Source organism: Streptomyces sp. NRRL B-3229 (assembly GCF_000719505.1).
GTDB lineage: Bacteria > Actinomycetota > Actinomycetes > Streptomycetales > Streptomycetaceae > Streptomyces > Streptomyces griseorubiginosus.
Genome location: NZ_JOGP01000008.1, coordinates 253,705 through 269,323, shown reverse-complemented (window position 1 = coordinate 269,323; position 15,619 = coordinate 253,705). Strand labels below are relative to the sequence as shown.

Sequence of the window (15,619 nt, the reverse complement as noted above, 5' to 3'; positions counted from 1 at the left end):
GCCGGTGCGTCAGTCCCGTTCGCACACGAAGATCGCCGAGCCCGGGATCAGGTTGCCGCGCAGCGGGGACCAGCCGCCCCACTCCGACGTGTTCCAGGCCGGCCACTCCGGCTCGACCAGGTCGACCAGGCGGAAACCGCCGGCGACCACGTCACGGACCCGGTCGCCGATGGTGCGGTGGTGCTCGACGTACACCGCGTCGCCGTTCTCGTCCTGCTCGACGTAGGGCGTGCGGTCGAAGTAGGAGGCGGAGACCGACAGACCCTCGGGTCCCGGCTCGTCCGGGAAGGCCCAGCGGATCGGGTGGGTCACCGAGAAGACGAAGCGGCCGCCCGGACGCAGGACCCGGCGCACCTCCTTCAGGACCAGCACCGGGTCGGCGACGAACGGCAGCGCGCCGTACGCCGAGCAGGCCAGGTCGAAGGAGCCGTCCGCGAAGGGCAGGGCGCCCGCGTCGGCGCACACCAGGGGGAAGGCCGCACCGATGCGCAGGGCGTGCTGGAGCTGGCGGTGGGAGATGTCCAGGGCGACCGGGCGGGCGCCCTGCGCGGCCAGCCAGCGCGCGCACTGGGCCGCTCCCGCGCCGATCTCCAGGACGTCCTTCCCCTTGAGGCCCTCGGGCGGGCCCAGCAGCTCGGCCTCCACCTCGTCGAGTCCCTCCGGACCCCAGACGAACCGGTCGTCGCCGAGGAAGGTGCCGTGCTCCACCTGGTACTCGTCCGCGTTGCGGTCCCACCAGCCGCGGTTCGCGCGGGCGCTCTCGGTGACGTCGGCGTCGCGGCGGGTGGCCTCGGGTTCGGTGTCCGCTCCGGCGTCGGGCGCGGTGTCCTGCTGATGTGATGCGGGCCCTTGGATGATCGGCTCCCTCGTCGTACTCTTCCGTCCAACCCGTCGGCGGCCGCCGTCATGAATGGGGCGCCGTCACGCGCGCGTGGCCTCGTGAGACAGGTTTTGTGCCGGGTATGCGGCGATCCGCCCCGGGTGTGCGCCTTCGCGCATTGACCCTGTCCGGCTGCCCCCGTATGCTACAAGTTGCGCTGCGGGCCTGCGCACCTCAGACGTAGCAGGCTGCGCTCGCATCTGTCGTATGTCCCCTCGGTTGTCGAGGCGCCATCACCGGATTCCGGTGGGGCGCTTCCTTGGCTGTCCGGCTTCTTCAGAGCGACACGGGCTCCCGGCGTAGCAGTACCTACGACTTCAATGTCCGTACCGGAGCCCTTTCCCACATGACGAGCAGCACCGAGACCACCGCCACCACCCCGCAGGTTGCGGTCAACGACATCGGTAACGAGGAAGCCTTCCTCGCCGCTATCGACGAGACGATCAAGTACTTCAACGATGGCGACATCGTCGACGGCGTCATCGTCAAGGTTGACCGGGACGAGGTTCTCCTCGACATCGGTTACAAGACCGAAGGTGTCATCCCGAGCCGCGAGCTCTCGATCAAGCACGACGTCGACCCCAACGAGGTCGTCGCCGTCGGTGACGAGATCGAAGCCCTTGTTCTCCAGAAGGAGGACAAGGAAGGCCGCCTGATCCTCTCGAAGAAGCGCGCCCAGTACGAGCGCGCCTGGGGCACCATCGAGAAGATCAAGGAAGAGGACGGCATCGTCACCGGTACCGTCATCGAGGTCGTCAAGGGTGGTCTCATCCTCGACATCGGCCTCCGTGGCTTCCTCCCGGCCTCCCTGGTCGAGATGCGCCGCGTTCGCGACCTCCAGCCCTACGTGGGCAAGGAGCTCGAGGCCAAGATCATCGAGCTGGACAAGAACCGCAACAACGTGGTCCTGTCCCGCCGTGCCTGGCTGGAGCAGACCCAGTCCGAGGTCCGCCAGACGTTCCTCACGACCCTCCAGAAGGGTCAGGTCCGCTCCGGCGTGGTCTCCTCGATCGTCAACTTCGGTGCCTTCGTGGACCTGGGTGGCGTCGACGGTCTGGTCCACGTCTCCGAGCTGTCCTGGAAGCACATCGACCACCCCTCCGAGGTTGTCGAGGTCGGCCAGGAAGTCACCGTCGAGGTCCTCGACGTCGACATGGACCGCGAGCGTGTCTCCCTGTCGCTGAAGGCGACCCAGGAAGACCCGTGGCAGCAGTTCGCCCGCACGCACCAGATCGGTCAGGTCGTGCCCGGCAAGGTCACGAAGCTGGTTCCGTTCGGTGCGTTCGTCCGCGTGGACGAGGGCATCGAGGGTCTGGTCCACATCTCCGAGCTGGCCGAGCGCCACGTGGAGATCCCGGAGCAGGTCGTCCAGGTCAACGACGAGATCTTCGTCAAGGTCATCGACATCGACCTCGAGCGCCGCCGCATCAGCCTCTCGCTGAAGCAGGCCAACGAGTCCTTCGGTGCCGACCCGGCCTCGGTCGAGTTCGACCCGACCCTGTACGGCATGGCCGCGTCCTACGACGACCAGGGCAACTACATCTACCCCGAGGGCTTCGACCCCGAGACCAACGACTGGCTCGAGGGCTTCGAGGCTCAGCGCGAGGTGTGGGAGAACCAGTACGCCGAGGCGCAGTCCCGCTTCGAGCAGCACCAGCAGCAGGTCATCAAGAGCCGCGAGGCCGACGCCGCTGCCGCTGCCGAGGGTGGCGACGCCGCCGGTGCGGCTCCGGCCGCCGGTGGTGGCGGTTCGTACTCCTCCGAGGGTGCGGACACCTCCGGTGCGCTGGCTTCCGACGAGGCGCTCGCTGCGCTTCGCGAGAAGCTCGCGGGTGGCCAGAGCTGAACGCTGGCTCGCTGAGGCTTAGCCGGTAACTGAGGGGCCGTACCTTTCGAGGTGCGGTCCTTCAGTGTTTTCCGGTCTGCTTTCGGCTTGCGGCCGGTGGGGCTTCTCGCGCCGTTCCCCGCGCCCCTTTCGGGGCGCGTTTTTGGGGGCCCCAGTGGGAATGCCGCTGTTCCAGGGCGTGTTGATGTGTGTGAACACGAGGAGGAGCGGTCACTGTGCTTGATCCGCAGGGTTTGTACGCATGGGAGCCCAAGGGCCTCGCCGTCGTCGACATGGCGCTCGCGCAGGAGTCGGCCGGCCTGGTCATGCTCTACCACTTCGACGGATACATCGACGCGGGTGAGACCGGCGACCAGATCGTCGACCGGCTGCTCGACACGCTGCCGAACCAGGTGGTGGCCCGGTTCGACCACGACCGGCTCGTGGACTACCGCGCCCGCCGCCCGCTGCTCACCTTCAAGCGGGACCGCTGGACGGCCTACGAGGAGCCCACGATCGACGTGCGGCTCGTCCAGGACGCCACCGGGGCGCCCTTCCTGCTGCTGTCCGGCCCGGAGCCGGACGTCGAGTGGGAGCGTTTCGCCGCCGCCGTCCAGCAGATCGTGGAGCGGCTCGGCGTGCGGCTGTCCGTGAACTTCCACGGCATCCCCATGGGCGTCCCGCACACCCGGCCCGTCGGCCTCACCCCGCACGGCAACCGGCACGACCTCGTCCCCGGCCACCGCAGCCCCTTCGATGAGGCGCAGGTCCCCGGCAGCGCCGAGGCCCTCGTCGAGTACCGGCTCATGGAGGCCGGCCACGACGTCCTGGGCGTCGCCGCGCACGTGCCGCACTACATCGCGCGCTCGCCGTACCCGGACGCCGCCCTGACCGTCCTGGAGGCCATCACGGCCGCCACCGGCATGGTCCTGCCCGGCATCGCCCACGCCCTGCGCACCGACGCCCACCGCACCCAGACCGAGATCGACCGCCAGATCCAGGAGGGCGACGAGGAGCTCGTGGCCCTGGTCAACGGACTCGAGCACCAGTACGACGCGGCGGCCGGTGCGGAGACCAGGGGCAACATGCTCGCCGAACCGGTCGACATCCCCTCTGCCGACGAGATCGGGCTGGAGTTCGAGCGCTTCCTGGCGGAACGGGAAGGCGACAGCTGACACGCCGGGGCGAGCGTCTAGGCTTCCGGTCATGCTGAAGGTGGGCCTGACCGGCGGTATCGGCGCCGGCAAGAGCGAGGTGTCGAGGCTGCTCGTGGAGCACGGCGCCGTCCTGATCGACGCGGACCGCATCGCACGCGAGGTCGTGGCGCCGGGCACCCCCGGCCTCGCGGCCGTCGTGGCGGCCTTCGGCGAGGAGGTGCTCGCCGAGGACGGCGGTCTCGACCGGCCGAAGCTGGGCTCCATCGTCTTCGCCGACCCGGACCGGCTCGCCGTACTGAACTCGATCGTGCACCCCCTGGTCGGTGCCCGCTCCCGTGAGCTGGAGTCGGCCGCCGCCGAGGACGCCGTCGTCGTCCACGACGTGCCCCTCCTCGCGGAGAACTCCCTCGCCCCGCTCTACGACCTCGTGGTCGTCGTCGACGCGAGCCCGGAGACCCAGCTCGACCGGCTCGTCAGGCTGCGCGGCATGACCGAGCAGGACGCACGCGCGCGGATGGCCGCCCAGGCGACACGCGAGAAGCGCCTGGAGATCGCGGACATCGTCATCGACAACGACGTCCCCCTGGACGACCTGCGGCAACGCGTCCAGGACGTATGGGGCGATCTCGTACGGCGGGCGCGCGCGTCACAGGGGTCCCAGGAATAGCGTGGCCCTGTCGGGGCGTTGAACCCTTCCAGTGAGGGAAGGACTGTGCCGTGCCCGAGACCAGCGGTTCGACCGGACGTACTCCGGAGACGCATGTCATCGACTTCCGCGCCGCGGAGCAGTTGCTCTCCGCGCGGGACCCCCGAGGCGCGGTGAAGCTGCTCGACTCCGTCATCGCCGCCCACCCGGAGAACACGGCGGCCCGGCTGCTGCGTGCGCGCGCCTTCTTCGCCGCCGCGCAACTGCGCCCCGCCGAGCTGGAGTTCACCATCGTCCTGGAGCGCGAGCCGGACAACGCCTTCGCCCACTTCGCGCTCGCGCGCACCTACGAGCGACAGGGGCGGCCGGACCAGGCCAGGCGGCACTTCCGGCTGGCCGCCGCGCTCGACCCGAACCCGGAGTTCCTGAAGGCGGCGCGCTTCGAGTCCTGAGGGCCTGCCCGGGCCCAGGTCTTCGGCAGGGCCTACCTGGGCCGGTTCTCCGGCGGCTCTCTGGCAGGGCCTGCCTGGGCCGGTTCTCCGGCGGCTCTCTGGCAGGGCCTGCCTGGGCCGGTCTCCAGCGGCTCTATGGCGGCGCCTATCTGGGCCGGTTCTCCGGCGGCCGGTACGGCGGGATGTCGGGGCCCGGCTGGTAGTGCGGGCCCTGGCGGATGTGCCGGAGGATCAGGGTGAGATCGACGGTGATCACCAGCCACAGGGCACCGCAGGCGACGGCCCATCCGGGACGCCCCGCCAGCGCGAACGCGACCGCGCCGGCGATCGTCCAGACCAGCCCCCACACGGTCAGCCAGAACCTCGCCCGCAGCGCACTGCGTGCTGTCGTCGGCTCACTGCCCGTACGCATCGGGATCATCGCTCCTCCTTTGCAACGTACTCTTCGGAACGGACGTAGAGCAAAGGGCCGAGCAGGAGGTCACCGCGTGCTTCCGGATGCCGACGAACTGGCCGAGGTGCTGGTGGAACTCGCCGTGGCCCATGAGGACGTGGGCGAGCTCGTGCGGATCGGCCGACGGGTCGTGGACGACCCGGAGCTGCGGCGGTTCCTGGAACACTCCGTCGACGAACTCGTCCGGGACATGGGCAAGCTCGGCGAACCGGTCACCCTGCCCGACCTGGACTGGCCGGCCGGTGCCCTCCAACGCTGCTTCCCCGTCTACGTGTTCGTGGCCGCGCTGCCCCACACGCGCGCCTACCACCGCTCGCGCGGCATCCCGGCCGACGTCTCCCGGCGCACCCTCGCCGACCTCGGGCGGAACATGGCCGTGCACCGCAGGCGGTACGGCAGGCCGGGCGTGCAGTCGCCCCGGTGGCTGACCCGGCACTTCCGCGGCGAGCTGTACCAGCTGGGGCGGCTCCAGTTCGAGCGGACCGAGTACGGGCCGTGGAACCGGCGGACGCTCGGGGAGGCCGGGCTGGACATCCCCGCCGGAACGCCCTGTCTGAGCCTGCACATCCCGGAGTTCCTCGGTCCCCTGTCACCCCGCTCCTGCGACCGCTCGCTCGCGCTCGCCGGGGAGTTCTTCGGCCGCCACTTCCCGGACGAGCCGCACCGGGCCGCGCTGTGCCATTCCTGGCTGCTCGACCCGCAGTTGAAGCGCTACCTGCCCGCCGACTGCAACATCGTCCGGTTCCAGGAACGGTTCCGGCTGGCCCCCGAGGACGCGGAGCCGGAGGACACCGAGCCGGTGCAGTTCGTGTTCGGGGACCCGGAGCTCGCGGTGGAGAGCCTGCCCCGGCGGACGGTCCTGGAGCGGGCGATCGGCGATCATCTGCGGTCCGGAGGGCACTGGTACATCGGACACGGCTGGTTTCCCCTGTAGCGGAAAGCCGGCTGTGCAGGGGCGATGAATTTCCGTCCGGGTGCTGGTCTACCTCTCCGACAGCACCACGGACCGCTTCCCCGCTTCTCCCAGGAGACCCCGATGTCCGAGACCACCGCCCCCGTCACCGCCGCCGCTTCCTCCGTCGAAGGCTCCCGTGTCATCGCCGAGTCCCCGACCGCCCGCGGCCGCCGGGCCCGGATCGCTCTGCGCGTCCTCCAGGTCGTGCTCGCCCTGTTCTACGTCGTCGCGAGCGCGCTGCCCAAGCTGATCGCGCTCCCCGCGGCCGTCGAGAGCTTCGACCGGATGGGCTGGGGGAGCGCGGGCATGTACACCATCGGCGCGCTCGAACTGGCCGGTGGGATCGCCCTGTTGATCCCGGTCCTCCAGTCGGTGGCAGCCGTGGCGCTGAGCGGGCTGATGGTCGGCGCGTTCGTCGTCCAGCTCACCTACTTCGACGGAGAGAACGCGGCGACCCCGCTCATCCTGATGATCCCGCTCGCCCTGATCGCCTGGGCCCGCCGCCGGCACACCGCGGACCTGCTGGGGCTGCTGCGGATCCCGCGACGAAGGGCGGTGTGAGCAGCAGCAGGCCTCGCCGCGGTCGCTGTGGTCGCCGCGGACCGGTCAGGGGAGCAGGGCGTCCGGGTCAGTCCGGGCGCCCTGACCTGTTCGAGCCACCGCCCTTGTCCGAACGACGTGCCCTGGCCGACCTGTCGGGCCTGCCGGCCCGGTCAGGTCTGCCGGCTCGGTCAGGTCTGCCGGCTCGGTCAGGTCTGCCGGCTCGGTCAGGCTTGCCGGTCCGGTCCGTCCCGCCCCGGTCGTCGAAGCCGCCCGGATCTTGGGAGCCGACAGGGGCGTCGGGGCCGACAGGGGCGTCGGGGCCGGCAAGGGCATCGGGGCCGGAAAGGGCGTTGGCCCCGCTCCGGCCGCCCGGTCCGGCGAAGCGGCCGCGGCGGTCGCCCTCCGCGAGACCGCGCAGCCGTTCCAGTTCCCGGCGGTCACGCTTGGTGGGGCGGCCCGCGCCGCGGTCGCGCAGACCGGCCGGGGCGAAGGCCTCGCGGGGCGGTGGCGGGGGAGAGTTGTCGACGTAGCACTGGACGGCCACGGGGGCGCCGACCCGCTTGCGGATGAGCCGCTTGACGACCACGATCCGTTCCCGGCCCTCCTGCCGGACCCGCACCTCGTCGCCGACGCGCAGCGAGTGGGCGGGCTTCACGCGCTCACCGTTCACATGCACATGCCCGCCCCGACAGGCGGTGGCTCCCGCGGAACGGGTCTTGACCAGCCGTACGGACCAGATCCAGCTGTCGGTGCGCACGGTCTCGCCGTGCTGGGGCCCGGCCGCCTCCGCGGCGGCGACGGCGGCGGCGACCTTCGGGTCCGGTGCCTCGGGGGGCACGGCCTTCGGAGCCACGGCCCCGGTCTCCCCGGTCTCGTCGTCGTCCGTACGTTCCACAGCCATGGCTCCGACCTTAGTACCCGGGACCGGGAACCCCGGCGGGCTTTTCCTGCCCGTACGGTGGAGTGGTGGACGCCCTTGCCGAGCTCGACCGCCGGATCGCGGACTGCCGGGCCTGTCCCCGGCTGGTCGAATGGCGGGAGGACGTGGCCCGGACCAAGCGGGCCGCCTTTGCCGACTGGACGTACTGGGGGCGGCCGGTGCCCGGGTTCGGGCCCGCGGACGCGCGGATGCTGATCGTCGGGCTCGCTCCGGCCGCGCACGGCGGGAACCGCACCGGGCGGATGTTCACCGGTGACCGGTCCGGGGACGTGTTGTACCAGGCGCTGTACGACATCGGGCTGGCCTCGCAGCCGACTGCCGTGACCGCCGACGACGGTCTGGAGCTGCACGGCGTGCGGGTCACCTCGCCGGTGCACTGCGCCCCGCCCGCCAACAAGCCGACCCCCGGGGAGCGCGACACCTGCCGGCCCTGGCTGGTCCAGGAGCTGAACCTGCTGCGGCCGACGCTGCGGTCCGTCGTCGTGCTCGGCGCCTTCGGCTGGCAGGCGGCGCTGCCCGCGTTCACGGCGGCCGGCTGGAGCGTGCCCAGGCCGAGGCCCGTCTTCGGACACGGGGCCCGCGTCCCGCTCGACGGCCTCGAACTCTTCGGCTGCTTCCACGTCAGCCAGCGCAACACCTTCACCGGCAAGCTCACCCCCGAGATGCTGAGGGATGTGCTGGGCACGGCGGCCCAGGCGGCGGGACTGCGGAGCCGTACTCCTTGAAGACCGCGCGGCTGTACCCGTGAAGACCGCGCAGCCGTACCCCTTGAAGAGCGGGCGGCGTCCGGTTCAGTCCGTCCCTGCGGACTCCCCGAACAACTGCCGTACCGTCGACTCGTAGTTGGTGCGTACGTGCGCGAGGGCGTGCGCGCGGGCCCGGTCGGGGTTGCCCGAGGCGATGGCCTCGTACAACTCGCGGTGTTCGACGAGGAGTTGAGGCCACTCCTCGTTCCTGCGGGTCATCCAGCGCAGTCGCCCGGCGACCGGCTCCAGCGCCTCCACCAGCAGGCTGTTGCGGGCCATGGCCACGATGCTGTCGTGCAGCCGGCTGTTGATGTCGGTGATGGTCTCGGCGTCCCCTGCCGCGGTCGCGGTCGCCGCCAGGTCCAGGAGCCGCTCGACCTCGGCGAGGTCCTCGGGGGTCGCCCGGGCCGCGGCCAGACCGGCGGCGCAGACCTCCAGTGCCTCGCGCAGCTCGAAGAGCTCCCTGACGTCGTTCGGGGTCAGTCGCCGTACGACCGTGCGGCGCGGGGTCTCGAAGTGGACGAAGCCCTCGGCGACCAGGGCGCGGATCGCCTCGCGGACCGGCACCCGGGAGACCCCGAAGCGGTCGGCGAGCTCCCGCTCCACCAGTCGGTCGCCCGGGCGCAGTCCGCCCGCGATGATCTCCTGCCGCAGGGTGGCCAGGACACGTTCGCGGACGGCGCCGAGGGGCTCGGTGTTCGTCGTGGAGCTCATGGAGCCATCTTCGCCGACACAGGTGCCGTCGTTGACCGCCGGAGCCGTGTTAGGGAGCCGTCCTGTTTTACGGAGCCTTAACGAACGCGACATCGGTCGGAACTCTTGACGGAGGGACCATGTCGGCAGTTTGGTATACCAAAACTGGATGCCAGGCGGCCGCCATCCTCCTGTCCCCCGTCCTTGGAGGCCCCGTGTCCCTCGCCGACAGCGCCGAAGCCACCGGCGCACCAGCGTTCGTCCCCGATCCCCGGCTCACCAACGAAGACCTCGCGCCCGCGGGCAAGCGCAACTGGAAGGTCTTCGACCTCTTCGCCATGTGGATGTCCGACGTCCACAACCTGGGCAACTACACCTTCGCCGCCGGTCTGCTGGTCCTCGGCATGAACGTCTGGCAGGTCTTCACGTCCCTGCTCGTCGGCTTCGTGCTCATCTACGTCGGCATGAACTGGATGGGGAAGATCGGGCAGCGCCACGGCGTGCCGTTCCCCGTGGTCAGCCGCATCAGCTTCGGTGTCTGGGGCGCCAACATCCCGGCCCTCATCCGCGCCGTGATCGCCATCATGTGGTACGGCATCCAGACCTACCTGGCCTCCGTCGCGGTCAACGTGATGCTGCTGGCCGCCTGGCCGGGACTGGAGTCCTGGACCCACAGCTCCTTCCTCGGCCTCGACGCGCTCGGCTGGGTCTCCTTCGTCTCCCTCTGGCTCATCCAGGCGCTCATCATCAGCCAGGGCATGGAGTCGGTCCGCAAGTTCCAGGACTTCTGCGGCCCGGCGATCTGGCTGGTCATGATCGCCCTCGCGATCTGGGTCCTGGCCAAGGCCGGCTGGAGCATCTCGCTCACCACCACCCCGCACCCGGTGTCGGTCGGCGAGCAGTGGCGGCAGTGGTTCGGCGCGATCGGCCTGATCCTCGCCACCTACGGCACCCTGATGCTCAACTTCTGCGACTTCTCCCGCTTCGCGCCGGACTACAGGACCGTCCGCCGCGGCAACTTCTGGGGCCTGCCCATCAACTCCACGGCCTTCGTGGTCGTCTCCGTGATCGTCACCGCGGGCTCGCTGGAGGTCTGGGGCCAGGCCATCACCGACCCGGCCGAACTGGTCGCCAAGGTCGGCAACACCTGGGTGATGGTGCTGGGCGCGCTCACCTTCGCCGTCGCCACCATGGGCGTCAACATCGTCGCCAACTTCGTCTCACCGGCGTACGACCTCGCCAACGTCTGGCCGCAGAAGATCACCTTCAAGGTCGGCGGCATGATCAGCACGGTCGCCGCCCTCGTCGTGACCCCGTGGAACCTCTTCTCCAACCCCACGGTCGTCAACTACTTCCTCGGCGGCCTCGGGGCCTTCCTCGGCCCGCTGTTCGGCGTGATCATGCTCGACTACTACTGGGTCAAGAAGGGCCGCGTCGACGTCGACGAGCTGTTCAAGGCCGAGCCCGGGTCCCGCTACTACTACCGCAAGGGCGTCAACCCCAAGGCCCTGTGGGCGTTCCTGCCCGCGGCCGGCGTCGCCGGTGTCCTCGCCCTGGTGAAGACCTTCAGCGACGTGGCCCCGTACTCCTGGTTCATCGGTACGGCTCTCGCGGCCGGCCTGTACGCACTGCTGTGCCGCACCGAGCGAGCCGCTCCTGCGGTCCCCGAGGCCGTGGAGGTCTGATAAACGTGCGGATCGTCGTCACCAACTGCAACACCACGCAGGAGATGACCGAGGAGATCGTACGAGGTGCCCGGGCCGCGGCGGGCCCGGGCACCACCGTGCTCGGGCTCACCCCGCGGTGGGGGCCCGAGTCCGCGGAGGGCTGGCTCGACAGCTATCTCTCCGCGGCCGCGGTCATCGACCTGCTGCGCACCTACGAAGGTCCTTCCTACGACGCCGTCGTCATGGCCGGCTTCGGTGAGCACGGACGTGAGGGCGTCCGGGAGCTGGTGGACGTGCCGGTCGTCGACATCACCGAGGCCGCCGCCCATCTGGCCTGTCTGCTCGGCCGCCGCTACGGCGTGGTGACCACGCTGGAGCGCTCCTGCGGGCAGATCGAGGACAGCCTGGAGCTGGCGGGGGTGGGCCGCAACTGCGCCGCCGTCGTCGGGACCGGCCTCGGGGTGCTCGACCTGGGGGACGCGGAACGCACCGAGGCCGCCTTCCTCGCGGCCGCCGAGCGGGTGCGGGAGGCGGGCGCGGAGGTCCTGGTGCTGGGGTGCGCCGGGATGACCGGGTTGCAGCGGGCGGTGGGGGAGAAGCTCGGGCTTCCCGTCGTCGACGGGGTGGGGGCGGCGGTGAAGCTGGCGGAGTCGCTGGTAGGCCTTGGGCTCAGCACCAGCCGGGCGGGAGGGTACGCGCGGCCGGTGCAGAAGCGGCGCGTGTGGGGGCCGCCGGCCGTGGGGTGACCCTGCCGTGCGGTGATTTCGGCGGGGGTGACCGGACCGGGCCGGGGGAGACAGGACCGTGACGGCGATGACCCCGCCTGGGGTGACCGGACCGTCCCGTGGATGACCGTCAGGGCCGCCAGACGTACCGCACATCCGGCTCCCGCTCCTCGTTGCCGCTGCCGTCGGTGCGTTCGGCCTCGACGAAGCCGTGGCGTTCGTAGAAACGATGGGCGGGCTTGTTGACCTGGAAGGTCCACAGGCTCAGGCCCTGCGGAGACCGCTCCTTGGCGAGCGCGACGAACCGGTCGCCGATGCCGCGGCCCCGCCAGTCCGGGTCGAGATACAGCTGGGACAGCAGGCCCTCGGCGAGGACCATGAGCCCCACGACCCGCCCCTCCGCGTCGGCCACCCACGTCTCGCGCGCGGGAACCACCACGTCCCGTATGTACGCGCGCACCTCGTCGTCGGACCGGGGCCGGACGACCGTCGGCAACGCGGCACCGAAGGAGCGCAGATAGACGTCGGCCGTGGCCGAGGCATCGGCGGCGGTGGCCCGGCGGATGACGACCCCGCTCACCGCGTCTCCTTCTCCGGGTCCGGGACGACCGCCGTGGCAGTGATCTCCACCAGCTGGCCGGTGTACCCGAGGCAGGCGACCCCGATCAGCGTCGACGAGTGCGGACCGGCGCTCAGTCCGGACGCCTCGACGACCTCCCACACGGTGGACAGCACCGCGGGCTCGCTGCTCACCACGTACACGTCGGTGGCCAGCACATGCTCCAAGTCGCTCCCGACGGAACGCAGTTGCTCCCGGAGATTCGCGATCACCTGCTCGGCCTGCCGTGCGGGATCCCCCTCGCCGACGAGATTCCCCTGGCCGTCCAGCGGCACGGACCCGGCGAGAAACGCGAGCTTCGTGCCGGCTTCGACGACGGAGGCGTGCGAGTACGTGGGCGGCGGGAAGAGGGCCGGGGCGGTGACGCGCTGGATCACGGGGGCTCCTGTGACGAACGGCGGGCAACCTTTCGATCATCGGGGGCGGGGGGAGGCGACCGCACCTGAATTTCCGGTCCCGACCGAAGCCGGTCCACCGCCCGCCGCCTCCGCAGCGCCGCTTCCCTTACCGCGCCGGATCTCCGAACGGCGACCGCCGAAGCGGCCCTGAACTCCTCGCTCCGCTCCACCGCCTCGACTCGCTCGACGCTGTAGAGGCGGGTCGGCGGGGCCGTACGGAGGTACGGGTTGGCCCGCCGCACATCGGGCTCGCCGAGCAGCCGGCGGATCATCCCCGCCGTCCAGCCCCGGGCCCGCAGCCCCGCGGCGGACAGATGCGTGCGCCGCGCCCGCGGGTCCTGGTCTCGTTGGTCCCGGTCCCGGTCTCGGTCCCGCTCGTTCGTCGTCATCGCTGATCCCCCGTCGTCGTGACACTGAGTGACGACATCATTGATAACGCGCACCACTGACAACGGCCTTCCCGGCAGCCCGAAATCCGTGGAACGCCGACCGCGATCTGCGCGCGGTCGGCCGGCAGAGCGAGGTGTCCGAGGACGGCGCAGGCGAAGGAGGGCCGCTTCCGGGTGGAGCCGTTGCTCATCCGCCTCGCGGGGATCCCCAAATACCTGATCGTGGAGACCGTGTTGCGTTCATAAAGAACGTGGCTTGTGCATGCATCGTCACACGCGGGTAACACAAGCGTCCCGTAGCCTCCAAGGACGCGCTTTACCGTGGAGCACACCGCTCAGCGCCCGGCCACCGTCGCCCGAAGGCACACCCCGCCTCGCCCAGACGACAGGAGCCCCGTGTCACTCGCCCCACCGCCCTGGCTCGCCCACGCTCTCCGCGCCCAGCGGGGACCGATCCCCTGGAGCGCCGTGGTGCGGGGGGCCCTGTCCGCGGGGCCGCTGCTGTTGGCCGGGGTGCTCGCCGACCGCACCTCGCTCGGTGTCGTCGCCGCCATCGCCGCCATGCTGGCAGGGATCAACGACCGGCCAGGGAGCCGGCGGGCGTCCGTGAAGCGGATCGGGATGCCGGCCCTCGCCGGGGCGGCCGGGATGGCCCTCGGTACCTATGCGGGGGACCACATGGGGGCCGTCGCCCTCACCGCTCTGCTCACCCTCGCCGGACTGGTCGCCGGCGCTGTCAGTGCCGTCGGGCCCGTCGCCTCCGGGGCCGGGACCCAGCTGCTCGTCACGTCGGCGATCGGGGCGGGCATGCCGTTGCCGGAGGAAGGGTGGCTGCGGGCCCTCGCCTATCTCGGCGGGGCCTGCTGGCTGCTCGGGCTGCGGCTCGCGCTGCCCACTCCCGGCGCGCTGGCCGGGGACTTCCGGTTCGACGGGGAACGGGATGCCGTGGCCACCGTCTACGACGCAGTCGCCGAACTCCTCGACGCCGTCGGCACCGAGCGGGCCGGCGACCGGCGCGTCGCCCTCACCGCCGCCCTCGACCACGCCCAGGACGCCCTCACCGGCCCCCGGCTGCGGCGGTACGCCAGCTCCTCCGCCGAGCGGCGGCTGCACGCGCAGTACGCCGCCGCGCTGCCCCTCGCCGAGGCCGCCACCGCGCTCGCCTGGGCCGGGGAGGCGGTGCCGGAGCGGGCCTGCGCCGGACCCCGGAGGCTCGCCGTCGCCGTACGGGAGAACACGCACACCGGACCGTTGCCCGCGCCCACCCGGTCGGCCCCCGCGCTGCGGGCGCTCGACGACGCGCTGCTGCGGGCCGCCGAGGCGTTCGACCGGGGGCGCGGCGGCGATCTGCACACCCGTAGGCGCACCGCCCGGGGCGTGCTGCGGTCCGTCCTCGGTTCCGGCGGGCGGGAGTACGGGCTGCGGGTCGCCCTCTGCTTCGGGGCCAGCGTCGCTGTCGCCCAGGCCCTGCACCACTCCCGCTGGTACGGGGAGCACGCGCACTGGTACTGGCTGCCCGCCACCACCGTCTTCCTCGTCAAGCCCGACCTCGGCCCGCTCGCCTCCCGGGTGCTGTGCCGGGCCGCCGGAACCGTCCTCGGAGCCCTGGTCTTCGCGGGGTTCGCGCTCGTGCTGCCGCGGCCCGGGGGGCTCGTCGCGCTCGTCGCGGTCAGCGGGGCGCTCATCCCGGTGGCCACCCGGCACTTCGCCGCGCAGACCGCCGTCGTCACGGTGCTCGTCCTGGCGCTCGTGATGGTCGGCGGCGAACCGCAGGCCTCCGCCGGCCGGATCACCGAGACCCTGCTCGCTTGCGCGATCGTGCTGATCGTGGGCCACCTGCCGATGCCGGGGCAGCGCGGCGGGGGAGTGCGGGCCCGGCTGGCGGCGGCGGGCGGAGCGGCCGAGGCCTACCTCGCGCATGTCCTGCGGGAGGCCGAGGGGGCCGTCGCGCGGGGCGCCGAGCGCCCTGTCCTGCCGCAGGGCGAGCGTCGCGTTCGGCCTGTGCTCGACCGCTCCTTGCCCGCCGCATGGGACGCCCGCATCGAAGGCACCGCCGTACGGGACGCCCGTGGTGAAGGCACCGCCGCACGGGACGCCCGTGATGAAGGCACCGCCGGACGGGACACCCATGTCGACGGCACTGCCGTACGGGACGCCCGCATCGAAGGCACCGCCGACGACGACCCCCGCCCCCTGCGCTGGACCCTCCGTCGTGAGGCCTATCGCGCGCTCGCCGAGGCCCGTACCGCCATCGCCCTCGCCGCCGCCGAACTCCCCGCGCTCGCAAGGCACTCGGAGGGTGCCGAGGAGATCGCCGCCGTGCTCGAACGGCTCGTCGACACGACCACCGCGTGCGCCGTCCACCTCGACGACTCCGGACGGCTCACCGCCGGTGACCTGGACCGGCTCACCGAACTCCTCGACGAACTCGGGCGGCTTGACGAGGGGCACGGGCTGGTGGGTCTGCGGCGCTCCGAACTCCCGCTCGCCGGTTAGGAGTTCACCCACCCCACGGTGCTCCGTCGCGACC

16 protein-coding genes and 1 pseudogene are annotated in these 15,619 nt (G+C 71.5%); 11 read left to right on the top strand and 6 right to left on the bottom strand.

The window, feature by feature from the left end:
- Positions 1–9 precede the first annotated feature (9 nt).
- A complete protein-coding gene (locus IF54_RS0115525) occupies positions 10–912 on the bottom strand; it encodes a methyltransferase domain-containing protein (RefSeq protein ID WP_030318801.1) in 903 nt (300 codons plus the stop codon).
- Positions 913–1,226: 314 nt separating this feature from the next.
- Here IF54_RS0115525 and rpsA point away from each other — a divergent pair, with 314 nt between their 5' ends.
- The 4 genes from rpsA to IF54_RS0115505 all read left to right on the top strand — a co-directional run bounded on the left by rpsA (position 1,227) and on the right by IF54_RS0115505 (position 4,960).
- Positions 1,227–2,726, top strand: coding sequence for a 30S ribosomal protein S1 (gene rpsA, locus IF54_RS0115520; protein ID WP_030318799.1), 1,500 nt, complete (start codon positions 1,227–1,229; stop codon positions 2,724–2,726).
- Between the two features lie 215 nt (positions 2,727–2,941).
- Positions 2,942–3,880 carry a PAC2 family protein gene (locus IF54_RS0115515; protein ID WP_030318796.1) on the top strand — a complete coding sequence of 313 codons (939 nt, stop codon included), beginning with the start codon at positions 2,942–2,944 and terminating at the stop codon, positions 3,878–3,880.
- Positions 3,881–3,911: 31 nt separating this feature from the next.
- Complete coding sequence (gene coaE, locus IF54_RS0115510) at positions 3,912–4,529, top strand: dephospho-CoA kinase (protein ID WP_030318794.1); 618 nt, start codon at positions 3,912–3,914, stop codon at positions 4,527–4,529.
- A gap of 50 nt (positions 4,530–4,579) precedes the next feature.
- Complete coding sequence (locus tag IF54_RS0115505) at positions 4,580–4,960, top strand: tetratricopeptide repeat protein (RefSeq protein ID WP_020137550.1); 381 nt, start codon at positions 4,580–4,582, stop codon at positions 4,958–4,960.
- A gap of 145 nt (positions 4,961–5,105) precedes the next feature.
- Here IF54_RS0115505 and IF54_RS0115500 read toward each other — a convergent pair whose 3' ends face one another.
- Positions 5,106–5,381 (bottom strand): DUF6343 family protein, encoded by a 276-nt coding sequence (locus IF54_RS0115500; RefSeq protein ID WP_030318791.1) that lies wholly within the window; start codon positions 5,379–5,381, stop codon positions 5,106–5,108.
- Positions 5,382–5,448: 67 nt separating this feature from the next.
- On the opposite strand from IF54_RS0115500, the gene IF54_RS0115495 reads away from it, so the two are divergent.
- Positions 5,449–6,348 (top strand): acyltransferase domain-containing protein, encoded by a 900-nt coding sequence (locus IF54_RS0115495; RefSeq protein ID WP_030318787.1) that lies wholly within the window; start codon positions 5,449–5,451, stop codon positions 6,346–6,348.
- Between the two features lie 102 nt (positions 6,349–6,450).
- A complete protein-coding gene (locus tag IF54_RS0115490) occupies positions 6,451–6,930 on the top strand; it encodes a DoxX family protein (RefSeq protein ID WP_030318786.1) in 480 nt (159 codons plus the stop codon).
- Positions 6,931–6,997: 67 nt separating this feature from the next.
- Here the strand turns inward: IF54_RS0115490 and IF54_RS0115485 are convergent, their stop codons facing one another.
- On the bottom strand, positions 6,998–7,813 hold the full coding sequence (locus IF54_RS0115485; protein WP_030318783.1) for a S4 domain-containing protein: 816 nt from the start codon (positions 7,811–7,813) through the stop codon (positions 6,998–7,000).
- A 65-nt stretch (positions 7,814–7,878) separates the two neighbouring features.
- Here IF54_RS0115485 and IF54_RS0115480 point away from each other — a divergent pair, with 65 nt between their 5' ends.
- Positions 7,879–8,577 carry a uracil-DNA glycosylase gene (locus IF54_RS0115480; RefSeq protein ID WP_030318781.1) on the top strand — a complete coding sequence of 233 codons (699 nt, stop codon included), beginning with the start codon at positions 7,879–7,881 and terminating at the stop codon, positions 8,575–8,577.
- 66 nt (positions 8,578–8,643) lie between these two features.
- On the opposite strand, the gene IF54_RS0115475 is transcribed toward IF54_RS0115480, so the two are convergent.
- Positions 8,644–9,312, bottom strand: coding sequence for a GntR family transcriptional regulator (locus IF54_RS0115475; RefSeq protein ID WP_030318779.1), 669 nt, complete (start codon positions 9,310–9,312; stop codon positions 8,644–8,646).
- A 194-nt stretch (positions 9,313–9,506) separates the two neighbouring features.
- On the opposite strand from IF54_RS0115475, the gene IF54_RS0115470 reads away from it, so the two are divergent.
- Both IF54_RS0115470 and IF54_RS0115465 read left to right on the top strand, forming a co-directional pair.
- Positions 9,507–10,976: an NCS1 family nucleobase:cation symporter-1 gene (locus IF54_RS0115470; RefSeq protein WP_030318777.1), complete on the top strand. Its 1,470-nt coding sequence runs from the start codon at positions 9,507–9,509 to the stop codon at positions 10,974–10,976.
- A 5-nt stretch (positions 10,977–10,981) separates the two neighbouring features.
- Entirely contained in the window at positions 10,982–11,704 is a 723-nt protein-coding gene (locus tag IF54_RS0115465; protein ID WP_030318774.1) for an aspartate/glutamate racemase family protein, read from the top strand.
- A gap of 109 nt (positions 11,705–11,813) precedes the next feature.
- Here IF54_RS0115465 and IF54_RS0115460 read toward each other — a convergent pair whose 3' ends face one another.
- Together IF54_RS0115460 and IF54_RS0115455 are read right to left on the bottom strand one after the other, a co-directional pair.
- On the bottom strand, positions 11,814–12,263 hold the full coding sequence (locus IF54_RS0115460) for a GNAT family N-acetyltransferase (protein WP_030319119.1): 450 nt from the start codon (positions 12,261–12,263) through the stop codon (positions 11,814–11,816).
- The gene (locus tag IF54_RS0115455; RefSeq protein WP_030318772.1) at positions 12,260–12,679 is read right to left on the bottom strand and encodes a RidA family protein; all 420 of its coding nucleotides are present in this window, start codon (positions 12,677–12,679) and stop codon (positions 12,260–12,262) included. The genes IF54_RS0115460 and IF54_RS0115455 overlap by 4 nt, the downstream gene beginning before the upstream one ends.
- A gap of 557 nt (positions 12,680–13,236) precedes the next feature.
- On the opposite strand from IF54_RS0115455, the pseudogene IF54_RS43380 reads away from it, so the two are divergent.
- Positions 13,237–13,314: pseudogene (locus IF54_RS43380) on the top strand (nucleotidyltransferase domain-containing protein); the annotation flags it as partial.
- A gap of 171 nt (positions 13,315–13,485) precedes the next feature.
- Complete coding sequence (locus IF54_RS0115445; RefSeq protein WP_037820026.1) at positions 13,486–15,585, top strand: FUSC family protein; 2,100 nt, start codon at positions 13,486–13,488, stop codon at positions 15,583–15,585.
- Positions 15,586–15,619 lie beyond the last annotated feature (34 nt).

Bases quoted from the DNA above. Each gene is read 5' to 3' on its own strand.
- IF54_RS0115485 (WP_030318783.1), bottom strand. From the start codon at position 7,813: ATGGCTGTGGAACGTACGGACGACGACGAGACCGGGGAGACCGGGGCC.
- coaE (WP_030318794.1), top strand. From the start codon at position 3,912: ATGCTGAAGGTGGGCCTGACCGGCGGTATCGGCGCCGGCAAGAGCGAG.
- rpsA (WP_030318799.1), top strand. From the start codon at position 1,227: ATGACGAGCAGCACCGAGACCACCGCCACCACCCCGCAGGTTGCGGTC.
- IF54_RS0115500 (WP_030318791.1), bottom strand. From the start codon at position 5,381: ATGATCCCGATGCGTACGGGCAGTGAGCCGACGACAGCACGCAGTGCG.
- IF54_RS0115490 (WP_030318786.1), top strand. From the start codon at position 6,451: ATGTCCGAGACCACCGCCCCCGTCACCGCCGCCGCTTCCTCCGTCGAA.
- IF54_RS0115475 (WP_030318779.1), bottom strand. From the start codon at position 9,312: ATGAGCTCCACGACGAACACCGAGCCCCTCGGCGCCGTCCGCGAACGT.